17 protein-coding genes and 6 pseudogenes are annotated in these 24,033 nt (G+C 61.2%); 13 read left to right on the forward strand and 10 right to left on the reverse strand.

Annotated elements, in window-relative coordinates; all coding sequences use genetic code 11:
• The first annotated feature begins 653 nt into the window (after window positions 1-653).
• Window positions 654-926 (forward strand): hypothetical protein, encoded by a 273-nt coding sequence (locus CA833_RS25865; RefSeq protein WP_142639801.1) that lies wholly within the window; start codon window positions 654-656, stop codon window positions 924-926.
• A 673-nt stretch (window positions 927-1,599) separates the two neighbouring features.
• Here CA833_RS25865 and CA833_RS25870 read toward each other — a convergent pair.
• Complete coding sequence (locus CA833_RS25870; protein ID WP_011607975.1) at window positions 1,600-2,652, reverse strand: AraC family transcriptional regulator; 1,053 nt, start codon at window positions 2,650-2,652, stop codon at window positions 1,600-1,602.
• Window positions 2,653-2,821: 169 nt separating this feature from the next.
• Here CA833_RS25870 and CA833_RS25875 point away from each other — a divergent pair.
• A pseudogene (locus CA833_RS25875) lies at window positions 2,822-3,861 on the forward strand (IS3 family transposase); the annotation flags it as partial.
• A 23-nt stretch (window positions 3,862-3,884) separates the two neighbouring features.
• On the opposite strand, the gene CA833_RS25880 reads toward CA833_RS25875, so the two are convergent.
• The 3 genes from CA833_RS25880 to CA833_RS25890 form a co-directional block, all read right to left on the reverse strand.
• A complete protein-coding gene (locus tag CA833_RS25880; protein WP_011607957.1) occupies window positions 3,885-5,957 on the reverse strand; it encodes a recombinase family protein in 2,073 nt (690 codons plus the stop codon).
• A complete protein-coding gene (locus tag CA833_RS25885; protein ID WP_176705047.1) occupies window positions 5,947-6,141 on the reverse strand; it encodes a hypothetical protein in 195 nt (64 codons plus the stop codon). Before CA833_RS25885 ends, CA833_RS25880 begins: the two co-directional genes overlap by 11 nt.
• Window positions 6,142-6,730: 589 nt before the next feature.
• Window positions 6,731-7,456: an alpha/beta fold hydrolase gene (locus CA833_RS25890; protein ID WP_011607979.1), complete on the reverse strand. Its 726-nt coding sequence runs from the start codon at window positions 7,454-7,456 to the stop codon at window positions 6,731-6,733.
• 88 nt (window positions 7,457-7,544) lie between these two features.
• Between CA833_RS25890 and CA833_RS25895 the strand changes: the two are divergent.
• The 6 genes and pseudogenes from CA833_RS25895 (at window position 7,545) to CA833_RS25925 (ending at window position 14,817) form a co-directional block, all read left to right on the forward strand.
• A pseudogene (locus tag CA833_RS25895) lies at window positions 7,545-10,455 on the forward strand (Tn3 family transposase).
• Between the two features lie 142 nt (window positions 10,456-10,597).
• Window positions 10,598-10,924, forward strand: a pseudogene (locus CA833_RS25900) (recombinase family protein); the annotation flags it as partial.
• Between the two features lie 63 nt (window positions 10,925-10,987).
• A protein-coding gene (locus CA833_RS25905) for an IS3 family transposase (RefSeq protein ID WP_202981374.1) occupies window positions 10,988-12,114 on the forward strand; the annotation gives its coding sequence in 2 pieces (ribosomal slippage) (window positions 10,988-11,219 and window positions 11,219-12,114; 1,128 coding nt in all).
• Between the two features lie 36 nt (window positions 12,115-12,150).
• Window positions 12,151-12,696: pseudogene (locus CA833_RS25910) on the forward strand (helix-turn-helix domain-containing protein); the annotation flags it as partial.
• A 503-nt stretch (window positions 12,697-13,199) separates the two neighbouring features.
• Window positions 13,200-13,517: a 2Fe-2S iron-sulfur cluster-binding protein gene (locus tag CA833_RS25920; protein ID WP_011607981.1), complete on the forward strand. Its 318-nt coding sequence runs from the start codon at window positions 13,200-13,202 to the stop codon at window positions 13,515-13,517.
• A 76-nt stretch (window positions 13,518-13,593) separates the two neighbouring features.
• Window positions 13,594-14,817, forward strand: a complete 1,224-nt coding sequence (locus CA833_RS25925; protein ID WP_011607982.1) for an NAD(P)/FAD-dependent oxidoreductase — start codon at window positions 13,594-13,596, stop codon at window positions 14,815-14,817.
• Between the two features lie 175 nt (window positions 14,818-14,992).
• On the opposite strand, the gene CA833_RS25930 is transcribed toward CA833_RS25925, so the two are convergent.
• Window positions 14,993-15,769, reverse strand: a complete 777-nt coding sequence (locus CA833_RS25930; RefSeq protein ID WP_011607983.1) for an IclR family transcriptional regulator — start codon at window positions 15,767-15,769, stop codon at window positions 14,993-14,995.
• Window positions 15,770-15,849: 80 nt separating this feature from the next.
• On the opposite strand from CA833_RS25930, the gene CA833_RS25935 reads away from it, so the two are divergent.
• From CA833_RS25935 to dmpG, 3 genes are read left to right on the forward strand one after another with little or no spacing between them, the layout of a single operon-like run.
• Window positions 15,850-16,644 carry a 2-keto-4-pentenoate hydratase gene (locus CA833_RS25935; RefSeq protein ID WP_011607984.1) on the forward strand — a complete coding sequence of 265 codons (795 nt, stop codon included), beginning with the start codon at window positions 15,850-15,852 and terminating at the stop codon, window positions 16,642-16,644.
• Window positions 16,644-17,579: an acetaldehyde dehydrogenase (acetylating) gene (locus tag CA833_RS25940; protein ID WP_142639744.1), complete on the forward strand. Its 936-nt coding sequence runs from the start codon at window positions 16,644-16,646 to the stop codon at window positions 17,577-17,579. Before CA833_RS25935 ends, CA833_RS25940 begins: the two co-directional genes overlap by 1 nt.
• Window positions 17,579-18,607 (forward strand): 4-hydroxy-2-oxovalerate aldolase, encoded by a 1,029-nt coding sequence (gene dmpG, locus CA833_RS25945; RefSeq protein ID WP_011607986.1) that lies wholly within the window; start codon window positions 17,579-17,581, stop codon window positions 18,605-18,607. Before CA833_RS25940 ends, dmpG begins: the two co-directional genes overlap by 1 nt.
• A gap of 61 nt (window positions 18,608-18,668) precedes the next feature.
• Here dmpG and CA833_RS25950 read toward each other — a convergent pair whose 3' ends face one another.
• The 5 genes and pseudogenes from CA833_RS25950 to CA833_RS25970 form a co-directional block, all read right to left on the reverse strand.
• Entirely contained in the window at window positions 18,669-19,442 is a 774-nt protein-coding gene (locus CA833_RS25950; protein ID WP_011607987.1) for an SDR family oxidoreductase, read from the reverse strand.
• Between the two features lie 40 nt (window positions 19,443-19,482).
• Entirely contained in the window at window positions 19,483-20,280 is a 798-nt protein-coding gene (locus tag CA833_RS25955) for an SDR family oxidoreductase (RefSeq protein ID WP_176705070.1), read from the reverse strand.
• A gap of 1 nt (window position 20,281) precedes the next feature.
• Window positions 20,282-21,121: an alpha/beta fold hydrolase gene (locus CA833_RS25960; RefSeq protein ID WP_011607989.1), complete on the reverse strand. Its 840-nt coding sequence runs from the start codon at window positions 21,119-21,121 to the stop codon at window positions 20,282-20,284.
• A gap of 4 nt (window positions 21,122-21,125) precedes the next feature.
• Window positions 21,126-21,254 (reverse strand): annotated as a pseudogene (locus CA833_RS25965) (cupin domain-containing protein); the annotation flags it as partial.
• Window positions 21,255-21,289: 35 nt separating this feature from the next.
• Window positions 21,290-21,454: pseudogene (locus CA833_RS25970) on the reverse strand (hypothetical protein); the annotation flags it as partial.
• A 318-nt stretch (window positions 21,455-21,772) separates the two neighbouring features.
• Between CA833_RS25970 and CA833_RS25975 the strand changes: the two are divergent.
• Window positions 21,773-21,967, forward strand: a complete 195-nt coding sequence (locus CA833_RS25975) for a hypothetical protein (protein ID WP_176705047.1) — start codon at window positions 21,773-21,775, stop codon at window positions 21,965-21,967.
• On the forward strand, window positions 21,957-24,029 hold the full coding sequence (locus tag CA833_RS25980) for a recombinase family protein (protein WP_011607957.1): 2,073 nt from the start codon (window positions 21,957-21,959) through the stop codon (window positions 24,027-24,029). The genes CA833_RS25975 and CA833_RS25980 overlap by 11 nt, the downstream gene beginning before the upstream one ends.
• The last annotated feature ends 4 nt before the right edge of the window (window positions 24,030-24,033 follow it).

A 24,033-nucleotide genomic window follows, 5' to 3' on the forward strand; every position in this document is an offset into this window, starting at 1 on the left:
ACAAAACTTCTGTCGGGGCGGTCGTCCAAAGGCTTGATAGCCTCTCTCAGTGCCCGGCGGTTATCGCTTTTTCCCGGAACCATTCCGGGGGCAGCGCACGGCGAGCTCATTATTGCCGCTGAGGAGATACATCCTTGTCCATCAAATCACGTCGCTTCGGTCCGTGCTGGTCATGCCTCTCATGCGGGCCCCTCTCCAATTCGCATGGGCTGCCCTCCGACCATCCGACTTGAAACGCTCCGTTCCATCGCCGAGGGCGTGTCTGTCATCGACGATCCGCGAATCGATTACGTGCCCAATATCGGGATTGTGGAAGGCTCGCGTGCGATCCTCGTTGTCGATACCGGTATGGGGCCTGCGATTGGCAGGCTCCTGTTCTCATAGGCGAAGGAGATCGCCCGTGAACGGCACATCTATCTGACAACCAAGAATTTTTACCCTGAACATGGTTTCGGGGCCTCGGCGTTTCCCGCAGTCGATGTCATTTTGAACTGTCTTCAGGCGGAAGGACTGGCGGAAAAGGGACCATACTATCTGGAGATGTTCCGGACCTTCGGCGCCGATAAGCGTGCGGCGCTTGAAGGCGGCGAGTTTGTGCGCACCGGGATAACCTACCGCGGTCGCAAAACCATCGATCTTGGCGGGAGGAGGTGATGCTGGAAGAGGTTCCGGCTCATACGCATGGCGCTCCGATCATCCTCGCTGCGGACTTCGGCGTCCTGTTCACCGGCGACCTTGTCGAGGACCGGTTCTACCTGATCATGCCCGATACCGATTTCAAAGGGGCGCCCTGGATCACTTCGATCGGACTCACGGCATTCGGGGGCAGGCCTCGGAATGGCGGAACTCTCGATCAGGGTCTGACTAACTATGAGACCTTCGAAGGCCACGATCCGCGCTTTCTGCGCCTGTACCTCGAGATGTAGCCGACACACGCGGTTCTGGCTAATCGACGCCGATCTCCGCCTACCCACGATCGTTGCTACCCACGAATGACTCCATCTCGTGCTCGTCGACAAAGTCGCGGGTGAACGACTATGCCACCTGTTTCGAGGGCACCTATCATCTCCCGCCGATACGGTGTGGGGCTGGACGACAGCAGGTACCTCCAGCGCGCACCATCCCGAATTGGACAAAGTTAAAAAATCGATCTCCACTTCACTTTCTTGATCTATAGCGGCAACTTATTTCCTGCTCGATTTGCGTGGTCTTGAGGCATCGATCATATTATCATGCAGGGCGAAACAGAAGACCGCACTCGATCATTTCTCGTTCAGACCGAAAGCCTCTTGCGCATCGGACGGCAACCACAGAAGTGCAAGTCTTGGCGCCCATCGGTAGTAACGTGACCCTAGATGTTGTGGAGCGTGACCGCGAGGATTGGCGGTGGAGATCTGCGCACGCCCGGTTGGGCCTCTGGGATGTTATGGTGCTGACGTGGCTCGCGGACAGCCATGCTCCGGGGCGCGCCATGGCACATCTGAAAGGTGAGTTGACTGTCGGGCGGCGAGCAGGGCGAAGCCGCGACGCCATCGATTAGGCACTCGAAACATGGAGGTGCGCATATGGCGTGGCATTCTAGCTACTGGAACCACACGCTTATTGTTGCTCAGTAAGATGATGCGGTGTGTCCTGGGCACCTGCTGGCTGGCGTCTCCGGACCGTACCAGGTGTCACTTTGAACCACCGATGAAACGCTCGGGTAAACGAAGCCTCGGAACTGTAGCCCATCTCAGTCGCGATATGTGCGATGGGCGTTCCGCTTTTCTCCAGCAATTCCATTGCCTGCATCATCCGCATGGACGTGACAAATTCGTTCGGCTTCTGGCCTGTGACGCGCGTAAAGCGGTTGATGAACGCCGAGCGCGACATCTTTGCTCTTTCGGCGAGATTCAAAATGGTCCAGTCTCTGCCGGGATCTTCCTGGATGGCACGCAACATGCCCGACAGCAGAGGGTCGTTCAGCCCGCGACCGACGTCGACAATCTGAAAGGTCGCTTCAAGATGATCTTTGATGCAGGCCGTAAGAACGCCCTCGGCCAATCGAGTGGCTATCGCGAGTCCCATAAAACCCTGCTTGCCATGCTCACCAATCAAGGATGTCAGTTGCTCAACAAAGGGAGCTTTTCGCGTGACGAAACCGGGGAGGCGTACCAATTTCGGCAGGCTTTGAAGGATTGCCGTTGGGAATCTCCGATCGAGATACATCCGCAGGGTGTAGATGAGCGCGGGCGCACCACCGCCACCGAAGCGATAATCCTGCGTGAAGAGGTTCGACAGGTATTCGTCGGCCGACCCTGCGTTCTTCAGAGGTGAGGGAACCAAATCGACCAGCGGTACCGCAGGTGACCTGGGACCATCGCCGAGTGTGTGAACTACGGGCGGAGTAACGAGCAAGGCGTCGCCCCCAACCAACGCAATAGGATCGTCGCGCTTCGTAACATACGCGACGCATTTCCCGGCAGTGACCAGATGGAGAACAATCGCATCCTCCTCGGGCGGGAATGCACAGGCCCACGGTGCCGTCAGATGGGAAAATACCTGCATCATCCCGGTCAGGCGGATCATGCGAAGGAGATCATCTACCGGCAGCTCCGGCCGATACTCGGAAGGGTCTCCTACGATCTGATTCCGAGTAAATATATCTGCCATTTCGAATCTCCACGTGACCCTGCGCCGTCACGCCGATCCACAACGCCGCGTAAGCGGGCCTCGTGTAGCGCAATCGGAGCGCTCTCGCGGATAACGAACTTCCCCGTGAGCTGCCCCCTTCTGAGTGGTCCATCGACTATTACAGTCTGGACCAAGGAAGGGACGACGAATGCCTGCGAAGAAGCACAAGCCCGAGGAGATTATCGGGAAGCTACGTGAGGTTGAGATCATGCTGGGTCAGGGCGGCACGACCGCCGAGGCCTGTCGGCGCATCGCGGTCAGCGAGCAGACCTACTACCGCTGGCGCAAGGAATATGGTGGCCTGAAGACCGATCAGGCTCGGCGGATGAAGGATCTGGAAAAGGAGAACCTGCGGCTGCGCCGGGCGATCTCGGATCTGACGCTGGACAAGCTCATCCTGCAGGAGGCAGCCAAGGGAAACTTCTGAGCCCCGCACGGCGTCGGCGCTGCATCGACCAGGTCCGGGAGGTGCTGGATGTATCCGAGCGGCGGGTGTGCCGCGTGCTCGGCCAGCACCGGTCGACGCAGCGCAAGGTGCCGTTCGGGGCAGATGACGAGTTGGCGCTCACCGAGGATATCATCGCCCTTGCCAGGCAGTACGGGCGCTACGGCTATCGCCGGGTGACGGCGCTGCTGCATGCGGCGGGTTGGTCGGTGAACCATAAACGGGTGGAACGGATCTGGCGACGCGAGGGGCTGAAGGTGCCGCAGCGCCAGCCGAAACGCGGCCGGTTATGGCTGAACGATGGCTCGTGCATCCGGTTGCGGCCGGAGTATCCGGGGCATGTCTGGGCTTACGACTTCGTCGAGGAACGCACCCATGACGGACGCAAGTTCCGCATCCTTACCATTATCGACGAGGCGAGCAGGGAGTGCCTGGCACTCGTCGTCGCGCGCCAGCTCAAACACGAAGACGTACTGGCAGCGCTGGCCGAGTTGTTCATCGAGCGTGGTCCGCCCGCGCATATCAGGTCGGACAATGGCAGCGAGTTCATCGCCGCCGCCGTCCAGACCTGGCTCAGGCAGATCGGCGTGAAGACGCTCTACATCGCCCCGGGCTCGCCATGGGAGAACGGCTACAACGAGAGCTTCAACGGCTCGCTGCGGGATGAGCTGCTGAACGGCGAGATCTTCTACACCCTCGCTGAAGCCAGGGTGCTGATCGAGGCGTGGCGGCGTCACTACAATCCTGCTTCATAACACCCATCTGTCTATGTGGTTGAAGAAAATAGGGTTTGTTGATCGGGATGCGATCCCGTGGGGTATTTTGGATTTTGCCGCGCTCGTTTTGCAAGGTGATGGGCGGCTGATCCGTCGAGTTCGGTGCGACAGAATATCCATGGGCCTTCCGGCAGAGGGTGGATGCCTTTGATCTCGCCGGCTTCGGCGGCGATCCGGAGAGTTTTGGATGCCACGCCGATGTGGCGGGCAGCCTGGCTCAGGTTGAGCCACGGCGCGGGACCGTCAGCGACCGTGCGGAAGACGGGAATCCGGTGATGTGATCGAAGCGCGGTGACCCGCTCGCGAGTCCAGCGGTTGCCGTGCCCCGTCACCAGCCCGTTGCGGTTTAGGATGCCGGCGATCAGATCGTCATTGGCGATGAGAACCAGTTCGCGCACGGCGGCAATGATGTCGGCGGAGGTGCTGTTGCGCTGTCCTTTGCGGCGCCTCGGCAGCCGCAAATCGGTGTGAACACCGCCGACCCAGTGGATCAGCAGCACGATCTCGGATGCGTCGTGATCAATGTCGGCGACCACCTCCTGGATGAGAGTGCGCACGATGCGCTTCTTCAGCCGCGCATCGGACTGCGGGGCGTTCCACACTGCTTCGAGATCGCTGGCAAGACCATCAATATCCTTGAGCGACGGTAAGGCCGGATGTGCTGTCGAGGCATCGTGCGCGACAATCCTGGCTTCCACCTCGCCGGCACGCGTGAGGGCGCGGTTCCATCGCGTTTCCAGTTCGGCTGCCACCAATCGGTTCTGCGGATCGGCGGCATCATATTGCCGGAAAGCCCGGTCGGCTGCGTAGCGTGCCGCCTCGAGATCACGCATCAACACATCACGGACTTGATCGCGGCGATCGGCCGCTTGTGCTTCGGCCTCAACCGAGGCGGCGATCGCTCCGGGTTCAAGAACCTGCAATAGAGCCCGCTCGATCGCATCGTCGACCCGCAATCCGCCGAACGCGATGCAGCGCGGCTCGCCGTTATCGAGCAGGCCCCGCCAACAGGAATAACGTGGGATATCATGCTTGGCGCCGGTGTAGCGCACCGTCAGCTTGCGTCCGCAGCGTCGGCAACGGATGAGCCCAGCAAGCAATGCGTCGCCGTGCTTGGGCGCTCCATGATGCTGACTGGTGGGAACATTATCGCTCACCATCTTCCGGATATCCTCCGAGCGCTCCCAGCTGACGTAGCCTTCGTGCGAGCCGGGGATGAGTGCCAGCCACTCATCCCGCGCCTTACGACGGCTCCTCGACCGCATGGCGGTGCCATCATATCCGGTCGCGGCACGGCTCTTACCATAGGCATAAGCTCCACCGTAGATCGGGTTCTCGATCATTCGGTGAATGGTAGCATAGCTCGGCCTGCGCCATACGACATCACCGTTGTTGCGCTTTGCGGGCAAATCCAGCCCATGTTCGATGAACCAGAGCAGCGCCTGCCGCGCACTGCCGAGTTCGGCCACCTTGTCGAACACAAGGGCAATGGCTTCCTGGACGCGTCGGTCAGGATCCTTCTCGATCCGGTCGCCGGCCTTCACGAAGCCCACGGGGGCGGCAACGACCAGTTCGCCGCGCCGGGCCTTCTCGTAACGGGCCGAGAGCGAACGCTGGCGCAGGAGATCCAACTCATACTCGTTGAGGCTGCCCTTCAGGCCGAGTAGCAACCGGTCATTACCCTGGCGCGGGGCATACACGGTCTCCTGGTCGATCAGCACCGTATCGACCACGCGGCACATCTCGATGAGCTGCTGCCAGTCGCGGCTATTACGGGCGAAGCGGGAGACTTCCCGCGCCGCGACGGCGCCGACCTTGCCCAGGCAAACCTCTGCGACCATGCGGTCGAAACCGGCGCGCGTCACACCGCCCGCCGCGGATCGACCAAGATCGTCGTCGATTGTCTCGATGTGCGACCAGCCCATTGCTGTGAGGCGGCCGCGCATGGCGTATTGCAGGGTGCTGCTCTCACGGTTGTGGAGGACCTGATGGACCGAGGACTGCCGCACATACAGGATTGCCTTGCGCTCGAGATGCTGCGGCCCGATCTTCTCAGAGATCATCTTGCACCTCCCGCAGCTCCGCAACGGGATCGTCGAAGTGCTCGAGCAACAGGCGCACCATCAACGACGTCAACGTCTGGCGTGTCTGCGCTGGCAGGGTGTCCCACCGTGGTGTCTTGGATATCTCGAAATCGCGTGGGCAGGAGAACAGGTCGAGTTGCAACGTCTTGGACTTGCGCGGCATTGAGACCTCCCGAATGTGAGTCGTGAGGGCCCGATGCTGCGCTCGAATCCGACAATGCTGAAACCGGCGCTGCGGCTCGCAATAACTTGACCAAGGCGCTCAGCGCGCCGACATCGACTTGGGGGGACGCACCCATCCGTGCCAGGGCGCACGCAGCAGGGTCGAACATCCACGCCGGAATCTCGAGCCACCGGTCCGAAGTCGCTCCCGTCTTGCTACAGCGCAGATTAACCGAACCGGCTCGTTCGACCTGCTCATGGATGTGGACATGCCAGCCAGCCCAGGGATGCCAGCGATAGAGAACTTCTCGAACTTCGGTCCCGTGGGCGTTGCGTCGCCGTGTTGTACAACACCCAGCGTCCGCACTCGGGACTGGCCGGGAGAACCCCGGTCGAGGCCTATCGGCGGATCGGGCAATCAGATCATGGGGGGCATGCCCCCCATGATCTGATGATCAAACAGGCGGCATGAACGACAACCGGGATTAGCTTAACTCAGTCGCCAAACTGTCCATGAAGGCGGGACCACCTCAAAAACCCCCGCCAAAAGAAAGCTTCTCGCTGCAAACACCGCCTTTTCCAGCAGCCTGTTAGAGCGCTTCTTTCGCCCATGATACGATTTGCTGCGCCAACCTGTCCTTAAGATCGTCGAGGCCAATCATGAAATGCGTGGCGCCATCCAGCACCTGTTCGGTACAACGTCCACGCGCAGCCTCGGCATACCTCTTCATATGCGAAGGGAACACGATCTCGTCCTGCTCGTAGGTTACCGAGAGCACGGGGACGCTTGTTCTGGCCAAGCAAGCGGGACCGTCTGCTCGCGAATGATCCACACTCCATTGGCTTAGCCAGGTGCGCATCGTTGTAACCCGACCCATGCTGTAGTGGGACTGGTTCAGTCGTCTGGCGAGCTCAAGAGGACGTGCCGTGCGCCCATTGGGATCCAGCGTTATGTCAATGAAGCGTGGATCGGCTCCGGTTCCATGCACCAGCATGAGCCGGTCGGTTGGCCCGTCCGGCATGCTGCGAAGCGCCTTCAGAGTGGCAAGTGCGTAGGCTGAGATCCGCCGGCTGCGTGCCAGTTGAGCCTCACGATAGAATTTGATCCAGTCAGTGTCGAACGGGAGTGGGCGTTTGCAGAAAAGGTCGAGATCGGGATCGCGTAGTCCAGGATCCACCTCGTCGATGATCGCCGGATCCAACCATTCGGTAAGTGTCTCGGCGCGACTCGCGTGCGCTGACAGGATGACTATGCCGTCTGCCCTGGGCAAGTCTCCAAGATGGCCCAGTCGGCCCGAAGCTGCGATTTTGGTCATCTTGGAGAACACGTCGGGAACGGGCTGGTTGTTGTTGACGATCGCCCATGCGAGGAACGACGTTCCGCTCCGATAAGGGAGCGGCGTTATGAGCCTTGGCGTTTCGAGTGGGGATCTGATCGGCTCCTGGAGCCTGAGTTTTTCGGACATCGCGTTCGTGACCGGCAAAGCGGAGACGGCACGACTGGGATTGGCGGTTCAGCTTAGATTTTTCGCCGGGCATGGCTTCTTTGTGCCGGATCATGCGTCGATACCCTCCGACGGTGTCTTGTATCTGGCGGAGCAACTTGGTCTCGATGCCAAATCCGTGAACCACTATGATTTTTCCGGGCGCACCGCCCGCCGGCATTGCGCGGAGATTTTGCGGCATCTCGGGTTCCGCCGTATGACGCAGACGGATCGCAGGGCGTTGTCGAGGTGGATTTCCGACGATCTTTGTGCGGGCGGGCAGCCGATCAATGCCATGCTCGAGCATGTTTTCCTGTGGTGCCGCGACCGCCGTATCTATGGGCCGTCGCGCAAGGAGCTGGAACGCCTCGTCCGTTCGCAACGACACCTCTATCTGGAGGCCCTGTTGGCCCGAGTCCGCGATCGGCTTGCGCCGGATGCGGTCGCCTTGCTGGAAGCCTCGCTCGCCGATCCCGATGGCCCGACCGGCTTCAACACGATGAAGGGGGATGCAGGTCAGGCGACGCTCGAAAACATTCTTGGCGTGACCGCCAAACTCGCCTTTATCCAACGGCTTGCTCTTCCCCGAGATTTCCTATCGGTCACGGGCAAGGCATGGGTCGATCAGATCGTTCGCCGGGTTGCCGGCGAGAAAGCCTCGGAGATGCGCCGGCATGTACCGGCGCGCCAGCTCGGGCTCTATGCCGTTTATCTGATGGCGCGGGAAGCTCAGCTTACGGATGCGATGGTCGACCTGCTGATCGAGACGGTCCATAAGATCGGATCGCGCTCGAAACGCAAGGTGGTGGGCGATATCGCGAAAGACATCGAGCGGGTCTATGGCAAGGAGCGACTCCTGGTCGAGATTGCCAGCGCTTCGATCGACGATCCATCCGGGCGCATCTGCGATGTCATTTTCCCAATCGCCGGCAAGGACAAACTGGCGGCGATCATCAAGGAAAGCCAGGCAAAGGGCGCCTTGGATCGGCGGATCTACAAGGTGATGCGGAGGTCATGGGCCAATCATTATCGCCGTATGCTGCCAAGCCTGCTTTCGGCACTGGAGTTCCGGTCGAACAACGCCGTGTGGCGTCCGGTGCTGGCGGCCCTGGACTGGATCAGAAGCAAAGTGGATGATGGATGCCGCTACGTGCCGCCGCACGCAGTGCCGGTCGACGAGGTCATTCCGGCGAGATGGCGCAGTTCCGTCATTGATGAAGAGGGGCGCGTAAACCGGATCAGTTATGAGCTTTGTGTCCTCGCGCAACTGCGCGATCGCATCCGTTCTAAGGAAATCTGGGTTGTCGGGGCGGACCGATACCGCAATCCCGATGACGATCTTCCCAAGGACTTCGATGCGCGGCGAGAAGCATATTACACAGGATTGAACCTGACGGCGGATGCGCGTGCATTTTCAAGCGCCATCCGGGAAGAGCTTGCTCAGGAACTGTTGCTCCTCAATGCCAATATTCCCCGGAACGACAAGGTTCGGCTGCTGTGGCGCGGCGAGAACCGTATATCTCTCACCCCGTTCAAACCCTTGCCCGAACCCAGGGGTCTCGCCTCGATCAAGACCGAGATCGGCCAACGCTGGCCGATGACCGGGCTGCTCGACGTACTGAAGGAGGCTGCCCTTGATACGGGACTTCTCGAAGCGTTCGAAACATCGGCCTCGCGTGTTGCACTGCCGAAAACCGCGCTGGATCAACGTCTCCTGCTATGCCTCTACGGCCTGGGAACGAATGCCGGGCTCAAGCGGATCGCCGGCGCCACCCCCGATGTCAGCTATGAAGAGCTGCTGCATGTCCATCGCCGCTTCGTTCATGCCGCGGCGCTCAAGGAGGCGTGTGCCAGGGTTGCGAATGCGACCCTGGCAATCCGCAATGCTGCAGTCTGGGGGGACGCCGGCACGGCCTGTGCGTCAGATTCCACAAAGTTCGGAGCCTGGGATCGCAACCTGATGACGGAATGGCATGCGCGTTTATGGTGGACGGGGCGTCATGATCTACTGGCATGTCGAACGACGCGCGACATGCGTCTATTCCCAGCTCAAGCGCTGCTCTTCCTCCGAGGTCGCCTCCATGATCGAGGGCGTGCTGCGCCATTGCACCGACATGGAAATCCAGCGACAATATGTTGATAGTCATGGCCAAAGCGCGGTTGGCTTTGCATTTTGCCGGCTTCTCGGATTTGAGCTTGCACCCCGCCTGAAAGCGATCGCTCGCCAGAAGCTGGCTCTTCCCGATGTCGGCATGCGAACGCGGCTTCCCCACTTGCAGCCGATCCTCTCCAGTCCGATCAACTGGGATGAGATCGAGCAGCAATATGACGAGATGGTCAAATATGCAGCCGCGATGCAGACAAAAACCGCCGACCCGGAGGCGATCCTGCGCCGGTTTAGCCGCTCCGAGGTGATGCACCCGACCTACAAGGCGTTGAGTGAGCTGGGCCGCGCGGTCAAGACGATCTTCCTGTGCCGGTATCTGCGCGAGGAGTCCTTCCGCCGCGAAATTCATGAAGGCCTGAATGTCGTTGAAAACTGGAACAGTGCCAATGGGTTCGTTTTCTTCGGCAAGGGCGGCGAGATCGCCACTAACCGCATCGATGAGCAGCAGCTCTCGGTCCTGGCGCTACATTTGCTGCAAGCGTCGCTTGTCTATGTGAACACCCGAATGCTTCAGAGCGTGCTGGTGGAACCGAAATGGACGGGCCGGATGACGCCGGATGATTATCGCGGCCTCACACCGCTGATTTACAGCCACGTCAATCCTTATGGCCGCTTCGACCTCGATCTGAATAGCCGGATCGATTTTGGGCGGCTTGCTGCCTGACCGGGGCCTTTCCGCTCGCACCATTTGGGTGCACCCGAACGTGACGATCGGAAGTGACATATACGACATGTCACAAAAGGGTGGTTCCGTCACCAATGTTACTGTACGAGGGCAAAGCCACCCTAATGTGACGGATTTGCCCATGACCCGCGTCGGCTACGCCCGCGTCAGCACCATCGACCAGGATCTCGACATCCAGGTTGCCCGGTTGAAGGCAGCGGGCTGTGAAATCCTCCGCTCCGAAACAGGCTCGGGCGCATCGCGCACTGGACGCACGGAGCTTGAGACGATCATGCAGTTCCTGCGCGCCGATGACGAACTCGTCGTCCTGCGTCTCGATCGGCTCGGTCGCTCCACACGCGATGTTCTCAATCTGGTTCATGAACTCGACCAGAAGGGAGCCTCATTGCGGGTGCTTGAGCCGGAGGTGACGACGGCCGGAAGCATGGGGCGGATGGTGATCACCATGGACTTGTAACGGTTTTGTGCCGGTCACTTGAGAGTTTAAGGCTCGTTCAAGGAGACCGACGAGATGATGAAGCATAGTGAAGAGTTCAAGCAGGAGGCTGTGCGCATTGCGCTGACCAGCGGGTTGTCGCGCGGACGCGTCGCGTCAGATTTGGGTGTCGGCAAGTCGACGCTGAACAAATGGGTTTCGCATTATCGTCCATCGGACCTGGTGGCAGCGCCGCAGGCAGATCTGGCACGAGAGAATGAACGGCTTCGCCTTGAGAACCGCGTGCTTCGGGAGGAGAGGGAAATCCTAAAAAAGGCGACTCAGTTCTTCGCGAGCCAAAGGCCGTGAGGTTCGCCTTTGTGCACAGCTGGCGGCATCGGTGGCCGGTGGAGCTGATGTGCCGTGTCCTTCAGGTGAGCGAGCGCGGTTATCGTTCCTGGCGCTCGCGTCCAGTAAGTCATCGGGAGCGGACAGACATGAGGGTGCTGGCCCATATTCGGGAACAATATAGCCTGAGCCTTGGCAGCTACGGTCGTCCGAGGATGACGATGGAACTCAAGGAGGCGGGCCTTGATGTTGGTGAGCGTCGGGTCGGCCGCCTCATGCGGATCAACGGGATCAAGCCGGTCCGCACACGCAAACACAAGGTGACGACGGACAGCCACCATCGCCTGGGTGTCGCAGCGAACTGGTTGGATGGCGACTTTGCCGCCGATGCGCCAAATTGCAAATGGGCTGGCGACATCACCTATGTCTGGACATCGGAAGGCTGGCTCTACCTTGCCGTCATCCTCGACCTGCACAGCCGCCGTGTCGTTGGCTGGGCTGTCAGCGATAGGATGAAGAAGGATCTGGCCATCCGGGCATTGGATATGGCGGTGCGCCTGCGCAATCCGCCGCATGGCTGCATTTTTCATTCCGATCGCGGCAGCCAATATTGCTCCTATGACTACCAAAAGAAGCTGCAGGCCTACGGCCTGCGTCCATCCATGAGCGGCAAAGGCAATTGTTACGACAACTCCGCCGTCGAGACATTCTTCAAATCCCTGAAGGCGGAAATGATCTGGCGGCAGAGCTGGCCAACCCGGCGGCAAGCAGAGGCCGCCATCTTTCAGTACATCAATGGCTTCTACAACTCACGGCGGCGCCATTCATATCTGGGCGGGATCAGCCCACTCGCCTTTGAGGCCAAGGTGGCATAATGAGATAGGGGACCGGCGCAAAACCGTTACAAGTCCACCATTCTGGGCATGGTCGCGGACATGGAACTGACGTTCATCAAGGACCGGCAGCGCGCCGGGATCGAGGCGGCGCGCGCCGAAGGCGTCTACAAAGGCCGGAAGAAAAACATCGATGACGATGAAATCCGACGCCGGATCACCGCCGGCGCGAGCAAGGCCAGCGTCGCGCGCGACCTCAAGATCTCAAGAATGACCGTCTATCGGGCGCTTGACGTCATTCCTTCAAGGATCGGGCTGCCGGAAAAGCCGCCTTCTGTCACCATCGCCCTGCATCTGACCATCGAGAACTTCAACAAGCATGGTCGTGGCAGAAAGCCCGCTCGCGAGCGCATTGAGGCGATGCTGGAGCGGGATTACCAGATGCAAAAGACCGGGAACTGCGATTACACGCTGACCGTCGCCTATGATCAGGGTGCCGATGGCGTCAGCCTCGATGATGAGATCGCATCTCTCCAGACAGAGATGTTCAACATCGCAGAGAGCTACAGGTGCTCGATCGAGACCGATGTTTACGAGATTGGAGGACAAGAGCGAGCCTGGTAGATCGCCATGTTCAATCTTTGTTCTTCAACATGGCCAAAATCGCAGCTTCGGGCCGACTGGGCCTATACGGGACACTTCTACCACAACATTCGGAACTTCTCGTCCAATCGCATTGGCGACTACGTCTTGGTTAACGGGCGGATTGGATGGCGGAATACCTCCGGACTCTCAATCAATTTCCTAGTGAACAACGTCTTCAACAAGCGGTATGAATCGGTGGGCTTCGATCTCACCACGATTAGCGCCAATACCGAGGTTGCCTACGGGATGCCACGCAACTGGGCAATCACTTTGAACCAGAAGTTCTGAGGGTGGATCGATAGTCGCATTGTGTCCCAAGGTTGAGATTGGACGCCGAGGCATAAAGCTGCTGGATCGGGAAAGATGATTTATATATCAGAACGTCGATCTCGGCGGCCTCAGCCACCGCGGGATTATTATAGAAATTATGGCCGATCATCTAAGTCGATGCATCAAATGCGCCCGCTGGGCTAAGGATTCCCATGCCAAGTATTTTAGTTACCCAACGCGACGGCTCCGAAAGCCGCATTGAAGCCCAGTCCGGCCTCTCCGTCATGGAAGCACTTCGCGACGGGGGGGTCGACGAATTGCTCGCCTTGTGCGGCGGTTGCTGCTCATGCGCGACTTGCCATGTCTATGTCGATGCCGATTTCATCGACCGCCTTCCACCTATGGAAGAGGACGAGAACGATCTTCTGGACAGTTCGGACCATCGCATCGACCGATCACGGCTCTCCTGCCAGTTGCCCTTCGGCGACGATCTGGACGGGCTCAGAATAACGATTGCTCCGGAAGATTGAACAGTCTTGACAGCGAACGAGCCACCCTTCCATCGATCGCGTGCCCGCTCGAAGCCGGCCCAGGGAATAATGGATCATGATCACATATGATGTTGTCATCGTGGGCGCCGGCCACGGTGGCGCCCAGGCGGCGATAGCGTTACGCCAGCGTCACTTCGAGGGATCGATCGCGGTGATCGGCGAGGAGCCTGATCTGCCCTATGAGCGGCCGCCTCTCAGTAAGGACTATCTCTCGGGGAAGAAAGCGTTCGAGCGCATACTCATCCGCCCGGCCACCTTTTGGGAGGAACGCGGTGTGAGGATGTTGACCGGCAGACGCGTCGCCGCGGTCAATCCTGCCGCACATACCGTCTCGACCGACGATGGAGAGAGTTTTGGTTACGGCCGACTGATCTGGGCAGCGGGTGGACGCCCCCGCCGCTTGACATGCACCGGCCATGATCTCGCTGGAGTCCATCAGGTGCGCACCCGCGCCGATGTAGACCAGATGATCGTGGAGCTTCCTGAAACGGCTCGAGTAGCAGTGATCGGTGGCGGCTATATCGGCCTGGAAGCGGCAGCGGTCCTTGCCGAAATGGGGAAGCATGTGACCGTATTGGAGGCGCAGGACCGTGTCCTCGCGCGTGTCGCCGGGGAAGCCTTGTCCCGCTTCTTCGAAGCGGAGCATCGGGCGCACGGGGTCGACGTGCGATTAGGTGCAGCTGTCGATTGCATCGAGGGACGCGACGGCCGGGCCGTTGGCGTTCGCCTCGCCGATGGAACGCTGGTTGCCGCGGACATGGTGATTGTGGGCATCGGTATCGTTCCGGCGGTCGAACCCTTGTTGGCTGCGGGAGCGCTTGGCATGAATGGGGTCCAAGTGGACGAGCATGGCCGGACCTCGTTGCCTGACATTTTCGCGATCGGCGACTGCGCGCTGCATATCAATGCCTTTGCCGACAATCTTCCTATCCGGCTTGAATCGGTCCAAAACGCCAACGATCTCGCGACGACCGTTGCCCGAACACTGACCGGCGATCCAGAACCTTACGTCTCGGTGCCGTGGTTCTGGTCCAACCAATATGATCTGCGCCTTCAGACGGTAGGACTGTCGGCCGGACATGACGCGGCAATAACGCGTGGCAACCCGGTGGACCGCAGTTTTTCCATCGTTTATCTCAACCAGGGCCGGGTTATCGCGCTCGATTGCGTGAATGCCGTCAAAGACTATGTCCAGGGCAAGGCGCTGGTCGCAACTCGTGTCGCAGCAAGTCCTGAGGCGCTATCTGACCCAGCGCTGCCACTGAAAGCATTTGTGTAATCAGTCCGGCTATCCTGGTATTCGGGTCCCTCTGCCCAACTTCGCGTGTCGCCTGGTCTCAGTCCTGAAGACCTGCAGGGCAGCGACGAGCCGATCTGGGCGCTGGCGGCGCCACGACGTGCGTTCCCGCCCAGGGTGCGCCGCTTCGTCGACCTCCTCGAACAGGAACTGCCTCTTACGGTCGCCTCGGTCCAGCCTGACCGAACACGCGATGCTCGATGGCGAGCGCACTCTTTCGCATACGCGCAATAAGGCCGTCGACATGCGGAATCGTGTCCGGCGCGAGGGTCGACACGGAAATGGCGCCCCGCGCCCTGCCGTCCGGCCAGCGGACCGGAACGGCAAAGCAGGTGAGATCGGGCGCGACACTACGGTCGTCCATTGCGAAGCCATCCTGGCGAACGCGTTCGAGTTCGTCGCGCAAGACGCCTGGGTCGGTCTGTGTGGTATCGGTCAGCGCGATAAATGGACCTGCGGAAAGGTAGCGATCAAGATCGGCCGCATCGAGATCGGCAAGAAGAATCTTTCCTATACCTGAGCAATAGGCTTCGAGTTGCATTCCTTCGCGTGTGAACAGCCTGTCCCCGTTCGAACCCGCCTTCACCAGGTAAGTGACCATGTCGCCTTCGAAGATGCCGAAATGCGCGATCCGCCGTGTTCGGCGCGCCAGATCGTCCAGTTCAGGGCGAACGAGCACGGCAAGGGATGAGGTCGAACAGGCCTCCGTCGCCAGCGCCCTTAGTGCAAACCCGACGCCATAGCGCCCTCGCGCGACCCTGCTTAGAAAGCCGCTATGGGCGAGGCCCGCAACGATGCGGTGGACGGTGGGAACGGGCAACCCGAGCTCGCCGGCCAGCGCGGTGACATTGTGCTCCGCCTGGTCGCTGACAATCCGGGAAAGGATCATCAGCGATCGCTCCAGCGAGCCACGGGGAGTTTCTCTTCTTCTCACTAGGTGAGATATAGAGGGTTAAGTGCCGTGGCTGCAAGGCTGCGGTGATGATATCTCGCTTCTCGAAGAGAGGACGTTGCATGGACATTCCAACGAAAGACCATATTCGAATCGCGGCCGACCGGCTCAAAAATGCTTATACCGGTCCCGCTGTTGCCCCGCTGCGTGATCTGCTCGATCCCGTGGGCATCGATGACGCTTATGCTATCCAGGAACGGAACACGCGTGCCTGGGAAGCCGAGGGTCGCCGCATCGTCGGACGCAAGATCGGACTCACCGCCAAGGCCGTGCAGGCGCAGCTCGGCGTCGATCAACCGGATTTTGGCGTTCTCTTCGAGGACATGCGTGTTGCCGATGGCGGCCGCGTCGGTGCCGGCCTTCTCCAACCCAAGGCGGAAGCGGAGGTCGCGCTCGTCCTGGGCCGAGATCTCACCGGGAACGCACCGAGCGAGGATGAGATCGCGGCGGCAACGGATTATGCCGTTGCGGCGATAGAGATCGTCGACAGCCGTATTGCCGATTGGAAGATCACGTTCGCCGATACTGTCGCGGACAATGGGTCGTCGGCGCGGTTCGTGCTGGGCAGCGAGCGCAAGGCGCTGCCGGGCCTCGATCTCTACACGTGCGGAATGGTGCTTGAGGTCAATGGCCAGCCCGTCTCGATCGGTGCCGGCGCGGCGTGCCTCGGCCACCCCCTCAAGGCGGCCGCCTGGCTCGCCCGGACGCTTGCCGAACGCGGCGAGCCATTGCGGGCCGGCGATATCATCCTGACCGGCGCGCTTGGGCCCATGGTGGCGCTCGCACCGGGGCAACATGTTCGCGCGATCATCGGCGGGCTGGGCGAGGTTCAATTTCATTATGACGGGGACGCGTGATGGCGAAGGTCAAAGTCGCAATTATCGGATCGGGCAATATCGGCACCGATCTCATGATCAAGATCATGCGCACGTCGGACATCCTCGAGATGGCCGCTTTCGTCGGCATCGATCCTGAATCCGAAGGACTGAAGCGCGCGGAGCGCCTTGGGGTCGCGATCACGTCCGATGGGATAGAGGGCCTCGTCCGCCTCCCGTGCTGGCCGGATATCGGCCTTGTCTTCGATGCGACGTCGGCGGGCGCGCATGCCCGGCACAACGAGGTCGTCACCTCGGCCGGCAAGGTGATGATCGATCTCACACCGGCGGCGATCGGCCCCTATGTGATCCCGGTCGTGAACGGCGATGCCCATCTCGACGCCCCGAACGTCAACATGGTGACGTGCGGCGGCCAGGCGACGATCCCGATCGTGGCTGCGGTTTCTTCGGTTGCCACCGTGCATTATGCCGAGATCGTGGCCTCGATCTCGTCCAGGTCCGCGGGCCCTGGCACCCGCGCGAACATCGACGAATTCACCGAGACCACGTCCAAGGGCATCGAACAGGTCGGCGGCGCGGCGAAGGGCAAGGCGATCATCATCCTCAATCCGGCCGAACCGCCGATGATCATGCGCGACACCGTCTTCACGCTCTCGAGCGGCGCGGACGAAGCCACGATCGAGGCTGCGATCGCCGCGATGGTCGACAAGGTCAATGCCTATGTCCCGGGCTATCGCCTGAAGCAGAAAGTGCAATTCGAGCGCTTCGGCTCGAACGAACCCGTCCGGATTCCTGGCCTTGGCACTTTCGAGGGGATCAAGACGAGTGTGTTTCTCGAAGTCGAGGGCGCCGCACACTATCTGCCGGCCTATGCCGGCAATCTCGACATCATGACTTCGGCGGGCCTGAAGACCGCCGAGAAAATCGCGTCGCGACGCATGCTGGAGGCGGCATAATGACGTTCGATCCCACGACCACGAAACTCTACATCCAGGACGTGACACTGCGCGACGGAATGCACGCGATCCGCCATCAATATGGCATCGAGCATGTCCGGCAGATCGCGAAAGCGCTCGACGAAGCAAAAGTCGACGCGATCGAAGTCGCGCATGGTGATGGCCTCAACGGCTCGTCCTTCAACTATGGTTTTGGGGCGCACACCGACTGGGAATGGATCGAGGCGGTTGCCGACGTCGTCAAGCATGCGAAGCTCACCACTTTGTTGCTGCCAGGCATCGGGACGATCGAGGAACTGAAGCACGCTTACGCCCTGGGCGTGCGCTCGGTTCGGATCGCGACCCACTGCACCGAAGCAGACATCTCCAAACAACACATCCAGGCCGCGCGCGATCTCGGAATGGATACGGTCGGCTTCCTGATGATGAGCCATATGATCGAACCCGACCAATTGGCCCAACAGGCGAAGCTGATGGAAAGCTATGGCGCGACCTGTGTCTATGTGACGGACTCGGGCGGCGCGCTCGACATGGACGGCTACCGGGAGCGGCTGCTGGCCTATGATCGCGTGCTCGACCCCGAGACCGAGCGCGGCATCCATGCCCATCACAATCTGTCGCTCGGCGTCGCCAATTCGATCGTCGGCGCGCAGCATGGCGCGATCCGGATCGACGCGAGTCTTGCCGGGATGGGTGCCGGCGCCGGCAACGCGCCGCTCGAGGTGTTCATCGCCGCGGCCGAGCGGAAAGGCTGGCACCATGGCTGCGATCTCTACAAGCTGATGGATGCGGCCGAGGAGCTGGTGCGTCCCCTTCAGGATCGCCCGGTGCGCGTCGATCGCGAGACATTGAGCCTCGGTTTCGCCGGCGTCTATTCGAGCTTCCTTCGCCATGCAGAGAAGGCGAGCCGCGACTATGGCGTCGATACGCGTGAGATCCTGGTGGAACTGGGGCGCCGGCGCATGGTCGGCGGCCAGGAGGATATGATCGTGGACGTCGCGCTCGACATGGCGGCAAGCCGCAATTGAAGGCATCGGGGCGGCGGAAACGATCCGTCGCCCCGATCGGCGGGCGCCTTGGTGGACGGGGTCAGGCGGAGACGAAGCCGCCGTTGACGGGTATCACCTGCCCCGAGACGAAAGCCGCAGCATCGCTCAGCAGGAAGACGGCCGTGCCGACCGTATCCTCCGGGACTTGCGGCCGCTGGATCGCGGCACCCTGCACATAGAGTTGCTTTCGCTGTTCAGGGACATAGTCGGTCGCTTCGACGCGGACGAGACCAGGCGCAATGGCGTTGACCGAAACGCCCGCCGCGCCCAATTCCCTTGCGAGCGACCGCGTCATGCTGATCACCGCGCCTTTGCTGCTAACATAGTGGAGCAAGTTCGGCGCGCCCCACAGCGCCGTGTCCGAGGCCAGGTTGACGACCCGGCCGCCGTGGGCGGAGGCCTTGAGCATGGGAGCGAAGGCCCTGGTCATGAGCCAGGTGCCCCGGACGTTGATCGCCATCACCCGATCCCACGTCTCGATGTCGATTTCGTCAAAGCCCTTGCCGCCGATGCCGGTCGCCAGCGCGGCGTTGTTCAGGAGGCCGTCGAGCACGCCGACATCTTCGGCGATCCTCCCTGCGAGACGCACGATCGACGACGGGTCGGCGAGATCGACTTCATAATGGTCAATGTCGATGCCGTCAGCGCGCAGGCGGGTCGCCGTTTCGGCGCCAAGGTCGGCGCGGATATCGGCGATCAGCACGCGCGCGCCTGCTTTCCCGCAAGCTTCGGCGAAGGCGGCACCGAGGCCGCGAGCACCACCGCTGACGAGGATTGTCCGGCCAACGAGGTCAATCGCCCCTTTGATTGTCATAGCTGTCCCCTGATATGTTCATACTATCCTCAAGCCGGCGTCAGGCGAAGCGGGACACGCCGCCTGCCACTTCCAGCGCGGCTCCCGTCGTGAAGCCGGACACCGGCGAGGCAAGAAAGACCAGCGCCGCCGCGGGCTCTTCGGGACGACCGAAGCGCCCGAGGGGAATCTGTTTCTCGGCCGCAAGCTCGGCAAGCCAGTCGTCCATCGTTTGCCCCGGCCGCGCTCGCTCACTGAACCGTCTTTCCCATTGCCCGCTGTTGACCGTTCCCAGCAGGATCGAATTGACGCGGACGGCGGGAGCCAGCTCAACGCTCAGCGACTTGACGAGATTCTGGACGCCGGCGCGCGCCGCGGAGGTGCAGACCATATGCGGCTCGGGCTGGCGCGCCAGCAGCGAGTTCACGACGACGATCGCCCCTTCGCTGCTTTCCTTCAGCATGGGCGCGAATGCGCGGATCGGGCGAATGACGCTGAAGAATTTCAGGTTCAGCTCGGCTTCCCAATCCGCGTCGAGCGTCGATGCGAAGGTCGAGATGCGCGCCTGGCCAGCATTGGCGATCAGTATGTCGAGGCGACCGAACCGTGTCTTGACCGTTTCTGCGAGACGGTCGATCGCCGATTGATCGAGAACGTCTGCCACCTGTGTGATGAAGCGATCAGGCCCAGCCCCTTCGGACGCCAACGCCGAAGCCGAACGATCGAGCCCTTCCTGCCCCCGCGCGCACGACACCACCCTCGCCCCTTCGCGCAGGAACTGACGAACCGTCTCCAAGCCTATCCCTGAAGATCCCCCGGTCACCAGTACTACCTTGTCTCTAAGTCGCAGATCCATCAGTTTACCCCTGTCGTTCGATCTGAGCCAGAAAGGTGGTGAGCGCTTGATTGAAGAGCGCGGGCGCTTCGGTCGCAAAGCCATGCCCCAGATCGGGGAAAGCGCGAGATGCGGCGCGCGGCGCAGCTGCGGCGATAGCCGCGCATCCCGCCGGAGGCGTGATCACATCGGATTCCCCCCACAGAACCAGCGTCGGCACTGCGAGACGCGACACCATTTCGCCAAGATCCGCATGGGCGAGCATGCGCGAGGCCTGCGTATAACCCTCGATCGTTACCTCGGACATCACGCGATGGATAAGTGCGCGGGCCTCCGGAGCGGCGTTCTCTGTCACGAGACGATGCGCGCGCCGATCGGCGAGTCCCAGCGGACCGAAGCGCTCGACTTCGGCGATGCGCTCGGCGACCCGCGGCGGAAGCACGTCATCGGGCCGAACCGCGTAGCCGCTCGCCGGGCTGGCCAGGACCAGGCCTGCAAAGCGGTCCGGCCCCTGCAGGGCTGCCGCCGTCGCCATGATCGCGCCCAGCGACTGCCCCACGAGCAAGGCCCGTTCGATTGCCAGCACGTCGAGAAGCCCGTGTAACGCGGCGCCATAGTCAGCCGCGGTCGGCGCAGCCATGGGAAGCGGCGTGCTACCGACATAGCCGGGCGCGTTCCACGCGACCACGCGACGCTCGCTCGCAAGCTCCGCGAACTGCCCAGCCCACGCGCTTGAGTTCGAACCGATCCCATGCAGCAGAACAAGCGGCAAGCCGGGACCGGCACCAGCCTGTCTGATAGTGACCTTCCGTTTGCCGACCTCGATGATCTCCGGGTCGGGTTCGACGTATCGGCTTCTCTCCACCCGATCAGTTCTTTGCGCGCTTGATCTTCGAAAGAGGATGATCCGGCGGATAGGTCGGCGTCTCGGGAACGTTTGTGCCAAGACAGACGATCATGAGCGCCTCCTCAATTCCCTCGTTGACCAGCCCCCGATAGTGAGCAGCCCCCACCGGGTGGTCCGGGTTGATAGTTAGTGCATTGTCGTCTCCGCCGCCATTGCCGGTCGGAGGTGGAGCGAAGCGGAACCGGAGGCCGGCAATGGCGGTGTCGCCGCTTCCGGGGCGGGTGGTCGATAGCCGAGGCTGCTGTGCGGTCGGACAGTGTTGTACAACACGGCGACGCAACGCCCACGGGACCGAAGTTCGAGAAGTTCTCTATCGCTGGCATCCCTGGGCTGGCTGGCATGTCCACATCCATGAGCAGGTCGAACGAGCCGGTTCGGTTAATCTGCGCTGTAGCAAGACGGGAGCGACTTCGGACCGGTGGCTCGAGATTCCGGCGTGGATGTTCGACCCTGCTGCGTGCGCCCTGGCACGGATGGGTGCGTCCCCCCAAGTCGATGTCGGCGCGCTGAGCGCCTTGGTCAAGTTATTGCGAGCCGCAGCGCCGGTTTCAGCATTGTCGGATTCGAGCGCAGCATCGGGCCCTCACGACTCACATTCGGGAGGTCTCAATGCCGCGCAAGTCCAAGACGTTGCAACTCGACCTGTTCTCCTGCCCACGCGATTTCGAGATATCCAAGACACCACGGTGGGACACCCTGCCAGCGCAGACACGCCAGACGTTGACGTCGTTGATGGTGCGCCTGTTGCTCGAGCACTTCGACGATCCCGTTGCGGAGCTGCGGGAGGTGCAAGATGATCTCTGAGAAGATCGGGCCGCAGCATCTCGAGCGCAAGGCAATCCTGTATGTGCGGCAGTCCTCGGTCCATCAGGTCCTCCACAACCGTGAGAGCAGCACCCTGCAATACGCCATGCGCGGCCGCCTCACAGCAATGGGCTGGTCGCACATCGAGACAATCGACGACGATCTTGGTCGATCCGCGGCGGGCGGTGTGACGCGCGCCGGTTTCGACCGCATGGTCGCAGAGGTTTGCCTGGGCAAGGTCGGCGCCGTCGCGGCGCGGGAAGTCTCCCGCTTCGCCCGTAATAGCCGCGACTGGCAGCAGCTCATCGAGATGTGCCGCGTGGTCGATACGGTGCTGATCGACCAGGAGACCGTGTATGCCCCGCGCCAGGGTAATGACCGGTTGCTACTCGGCCTGAAGGGCAGCCTCAACGAGTATGAGTTGGATCTCCTGCGCCAGCGTTCGCTCTCGGCCCGTTACGAGAAGGCCCGGCGCGGCGAACTGGTCGTTGCCGCCCCCGTGGGCTTCGTGAAGGCCGGCGACCGGATCGAGAAGGATCCTGACCGACGCGTCCAGGAAGCCATTGCCCTTGTGTTCGACAAGGTGGCCGAACTCGGCAGTGCGCGGCAGGCGCTGCTCTGGTTCATCGAACATGGGCTGGATTTGCCCGCAAAGCGCAACAACGGTGATGTCGTATGGCGCAGGCCGAGCTATGCTACCATTCACCGAATGATCGAGAACCCGATCTACGGTGGAGCTTATGCCTATGGTAAGAGCCGTGCCGCGACCGGATATGATGGCACCGCCATGCGGTCGAGGAGCCGTCGTAAGGCGCGGGATGAGTGGCTGGCACTCATCCCCGGCTCGCACGAAGGCTACGTCAGCTGGGAGCGCTCGGAGGATATCCGGAAGATGGTGAGCGATAATGTTCCCACCAGTCAGCATCATGGAGCGCCCAAGCACGGCGACGCATTGCTTGCTGGGCTCATCCGTTGCCGACGCTGCGGACGCAAGCTGACGGTGCGCTACACCGGCGCCAAGCATGATATCCCACGTTATTCCTGTTGGCGGGGCCTGCTCGATAACGGCGAGCCGCGCTGCATCGCGTTCGGCGGATTGCGGGTCGACGATGCGATCGAGCGGGCTCTATTGCAGGTTCTTGAACCCGGAGCGATCGCCGCCTCGGTTGAGGCCGAAGCACAAGCGGCCGATCGCCGCGATCAAGTCCGTGATGTGTTGATGCGTGATCTCGAGGCGGCACGCTACGCAGCCGACCGGGCTTTCCGGCAATATGATGCCGCCGATCCGCAGAACCGATTGGTGGCAGCCGAACTGGAAACGCGATGGAACCGCGCCCTCACGCGTGCCGGCGAGGTGGAAGCCAGGATTGTCGCGCACGATGCCTCGACAGCACATCCGGCCTTACCGTCGCTCAAGGATATTGATGGTCTTGCCAGCGATCTCGAAGCAGTGTGGAACGCCCCGCAGTCCGATGCGCGGCTGAAGAAGCGCATCGTGCGCACTCTCATCCAGGAGGTGGTCGCCGACATTGATCACGACGCATCCGAGATCGTGCTGCTGATCCACTGGGTCGGCGGTGTTCACACCGATTTGCGGCTGCCGAGGCGCCGCAAAGGACAGCGCAACAGCACCTCCGCCGACATCATTGCCGCCGTGCGCGAACTGGTTCTCATCGCCAATGACGATCTGATCGCCGGCATCCTAAACCGCAACGGGCTGGTGACGGGGCACGGCAACCGCTGGACTCGCGAGCGGGTCACCGCGCTTCGATCACATCACCGGATTCCCGTCTTCCGCACGGTCGCTGACGGTCCCGCGCCGTGGCTCAACCTGAGCCAGGCTGCCCGCCACATCGGCGTGGCATCCAAAACTCTCCGGATCGCCGCCGAAGCCGGCGAGATCAAAGGCATCCACCCTCTGCCGGAAGGCCCATGGATATTCTGTCGCACCGAACTCGACGGATCAGCCGCCCATCACCTTGCAAAACGAGCGCGGCAAAATCCAAAATACCCCACGGGATCGCATCCCGATCAACAAACCCTATTTTCTTCAACCACATAGACAG

This window comes from Novosphingobium sp. KA1 (assembly GCF_017309955.1).
Taxonomy (GTDB): domain Bacteria; phylum Pseudomonadota; class Alphaproteobacteria; order Sphingomonadales; family Sphingomonadaceae; genus Novosphingobium.

Excerpts from the sequence above, each read along its gene's own strand:
- CA833_RS25865 (WP_142639801.1), top strand. The coding sequence starts at position 654 with ATGCTGGAAGAGGTTCCGGCTCATACGCATGGCGCTCCGATCATCCTC.
- CA833_RS25870 (WP_011607975.1), bottom strand. The coding sequence starts at position 2,652 with ATGGCAGATATATTTACTCGGAATCAGATCGTAGGAGACCCTTCCGAG.
- CA833_RS25880 (WP_011607957.1), bottom strand. The coding sequence starts at position 5,957 with ATGATCTCTGAGAAGATCGGGCCGCAGCATCTCGAGCGCAAGGCAATC.
- CA833_RS25885 (WP_176705047.1), bottom strand. The coding sequence starts at position 6,141 with ATGCCGCGCAAGTCCAAGACGTTGCAACTCGACCTGTTCTCCTGCCCA.
- CA833_RS25890 (WP_011607979.1), bottom strand. The coding sequence starts at position 7,456 with ATGACCAAAATCGCAGCTTCGGGCCGACTGGGCCATCTTGGAGACTTG.
- CA833_RS25920 (WP_011607981.1), top strand. The coding sequence starts at position 13,200 with ATGCCAAGTATTTTAGTTACCCAACGCGACGGCTCCGAAAGCCGCATT.
- CA833_RS25925 (WP_011607982.1), top strand. The coding sequence starts at position 13,594 with ATGATCACATATGATGTTGTCATCGTGGGCGCCGGCCACGGTGGCGCC.
- CA833_RS25935 (WP_011607984.1), top strand. The coding sequence starts at position 15,850 with ATGGACATTCCAACGAAAGACCATATTCGAATCGCGGCCGACCGGCTC.
- CA833_RS25940 (WP_142639744.1), top strand. The coding sequence starts at position 16,644 with ATGGCGAAGGTCAAAGTCGCAATTATCGGATCGGGCAATATCGGCACC.
- dmpG (WP_011607986.1), top strand. The coding sequence starts at position 17,579 with ATGACGTTCGATCCCACGACCACGAAACTCTACATCCAGGACGTGACA.
- CA833_RS25950 (WP_011607987.1), bottom strand. The coding sequence starts at position 19,442 with ATGACAATCAAAGGGGCGATTGACCTCGTTGGCCGGACAATCCTCGTC.
- CA833_RS25975 (WP_176705047.1), top strand. The coding sequence starts at position 21,773 with ATGCCGCGCAAGTCCAAGACGTTGCAACTCGACCTGTTCTCCTGCCCA.
- CA833_RS25980 (WP_011607957.1), top strand. The coding sequence starts at position 21,957 with ATGATCTCTGAGAAGATCGGGCCGCAGCATCTCGAGCGCAAGGCAATC.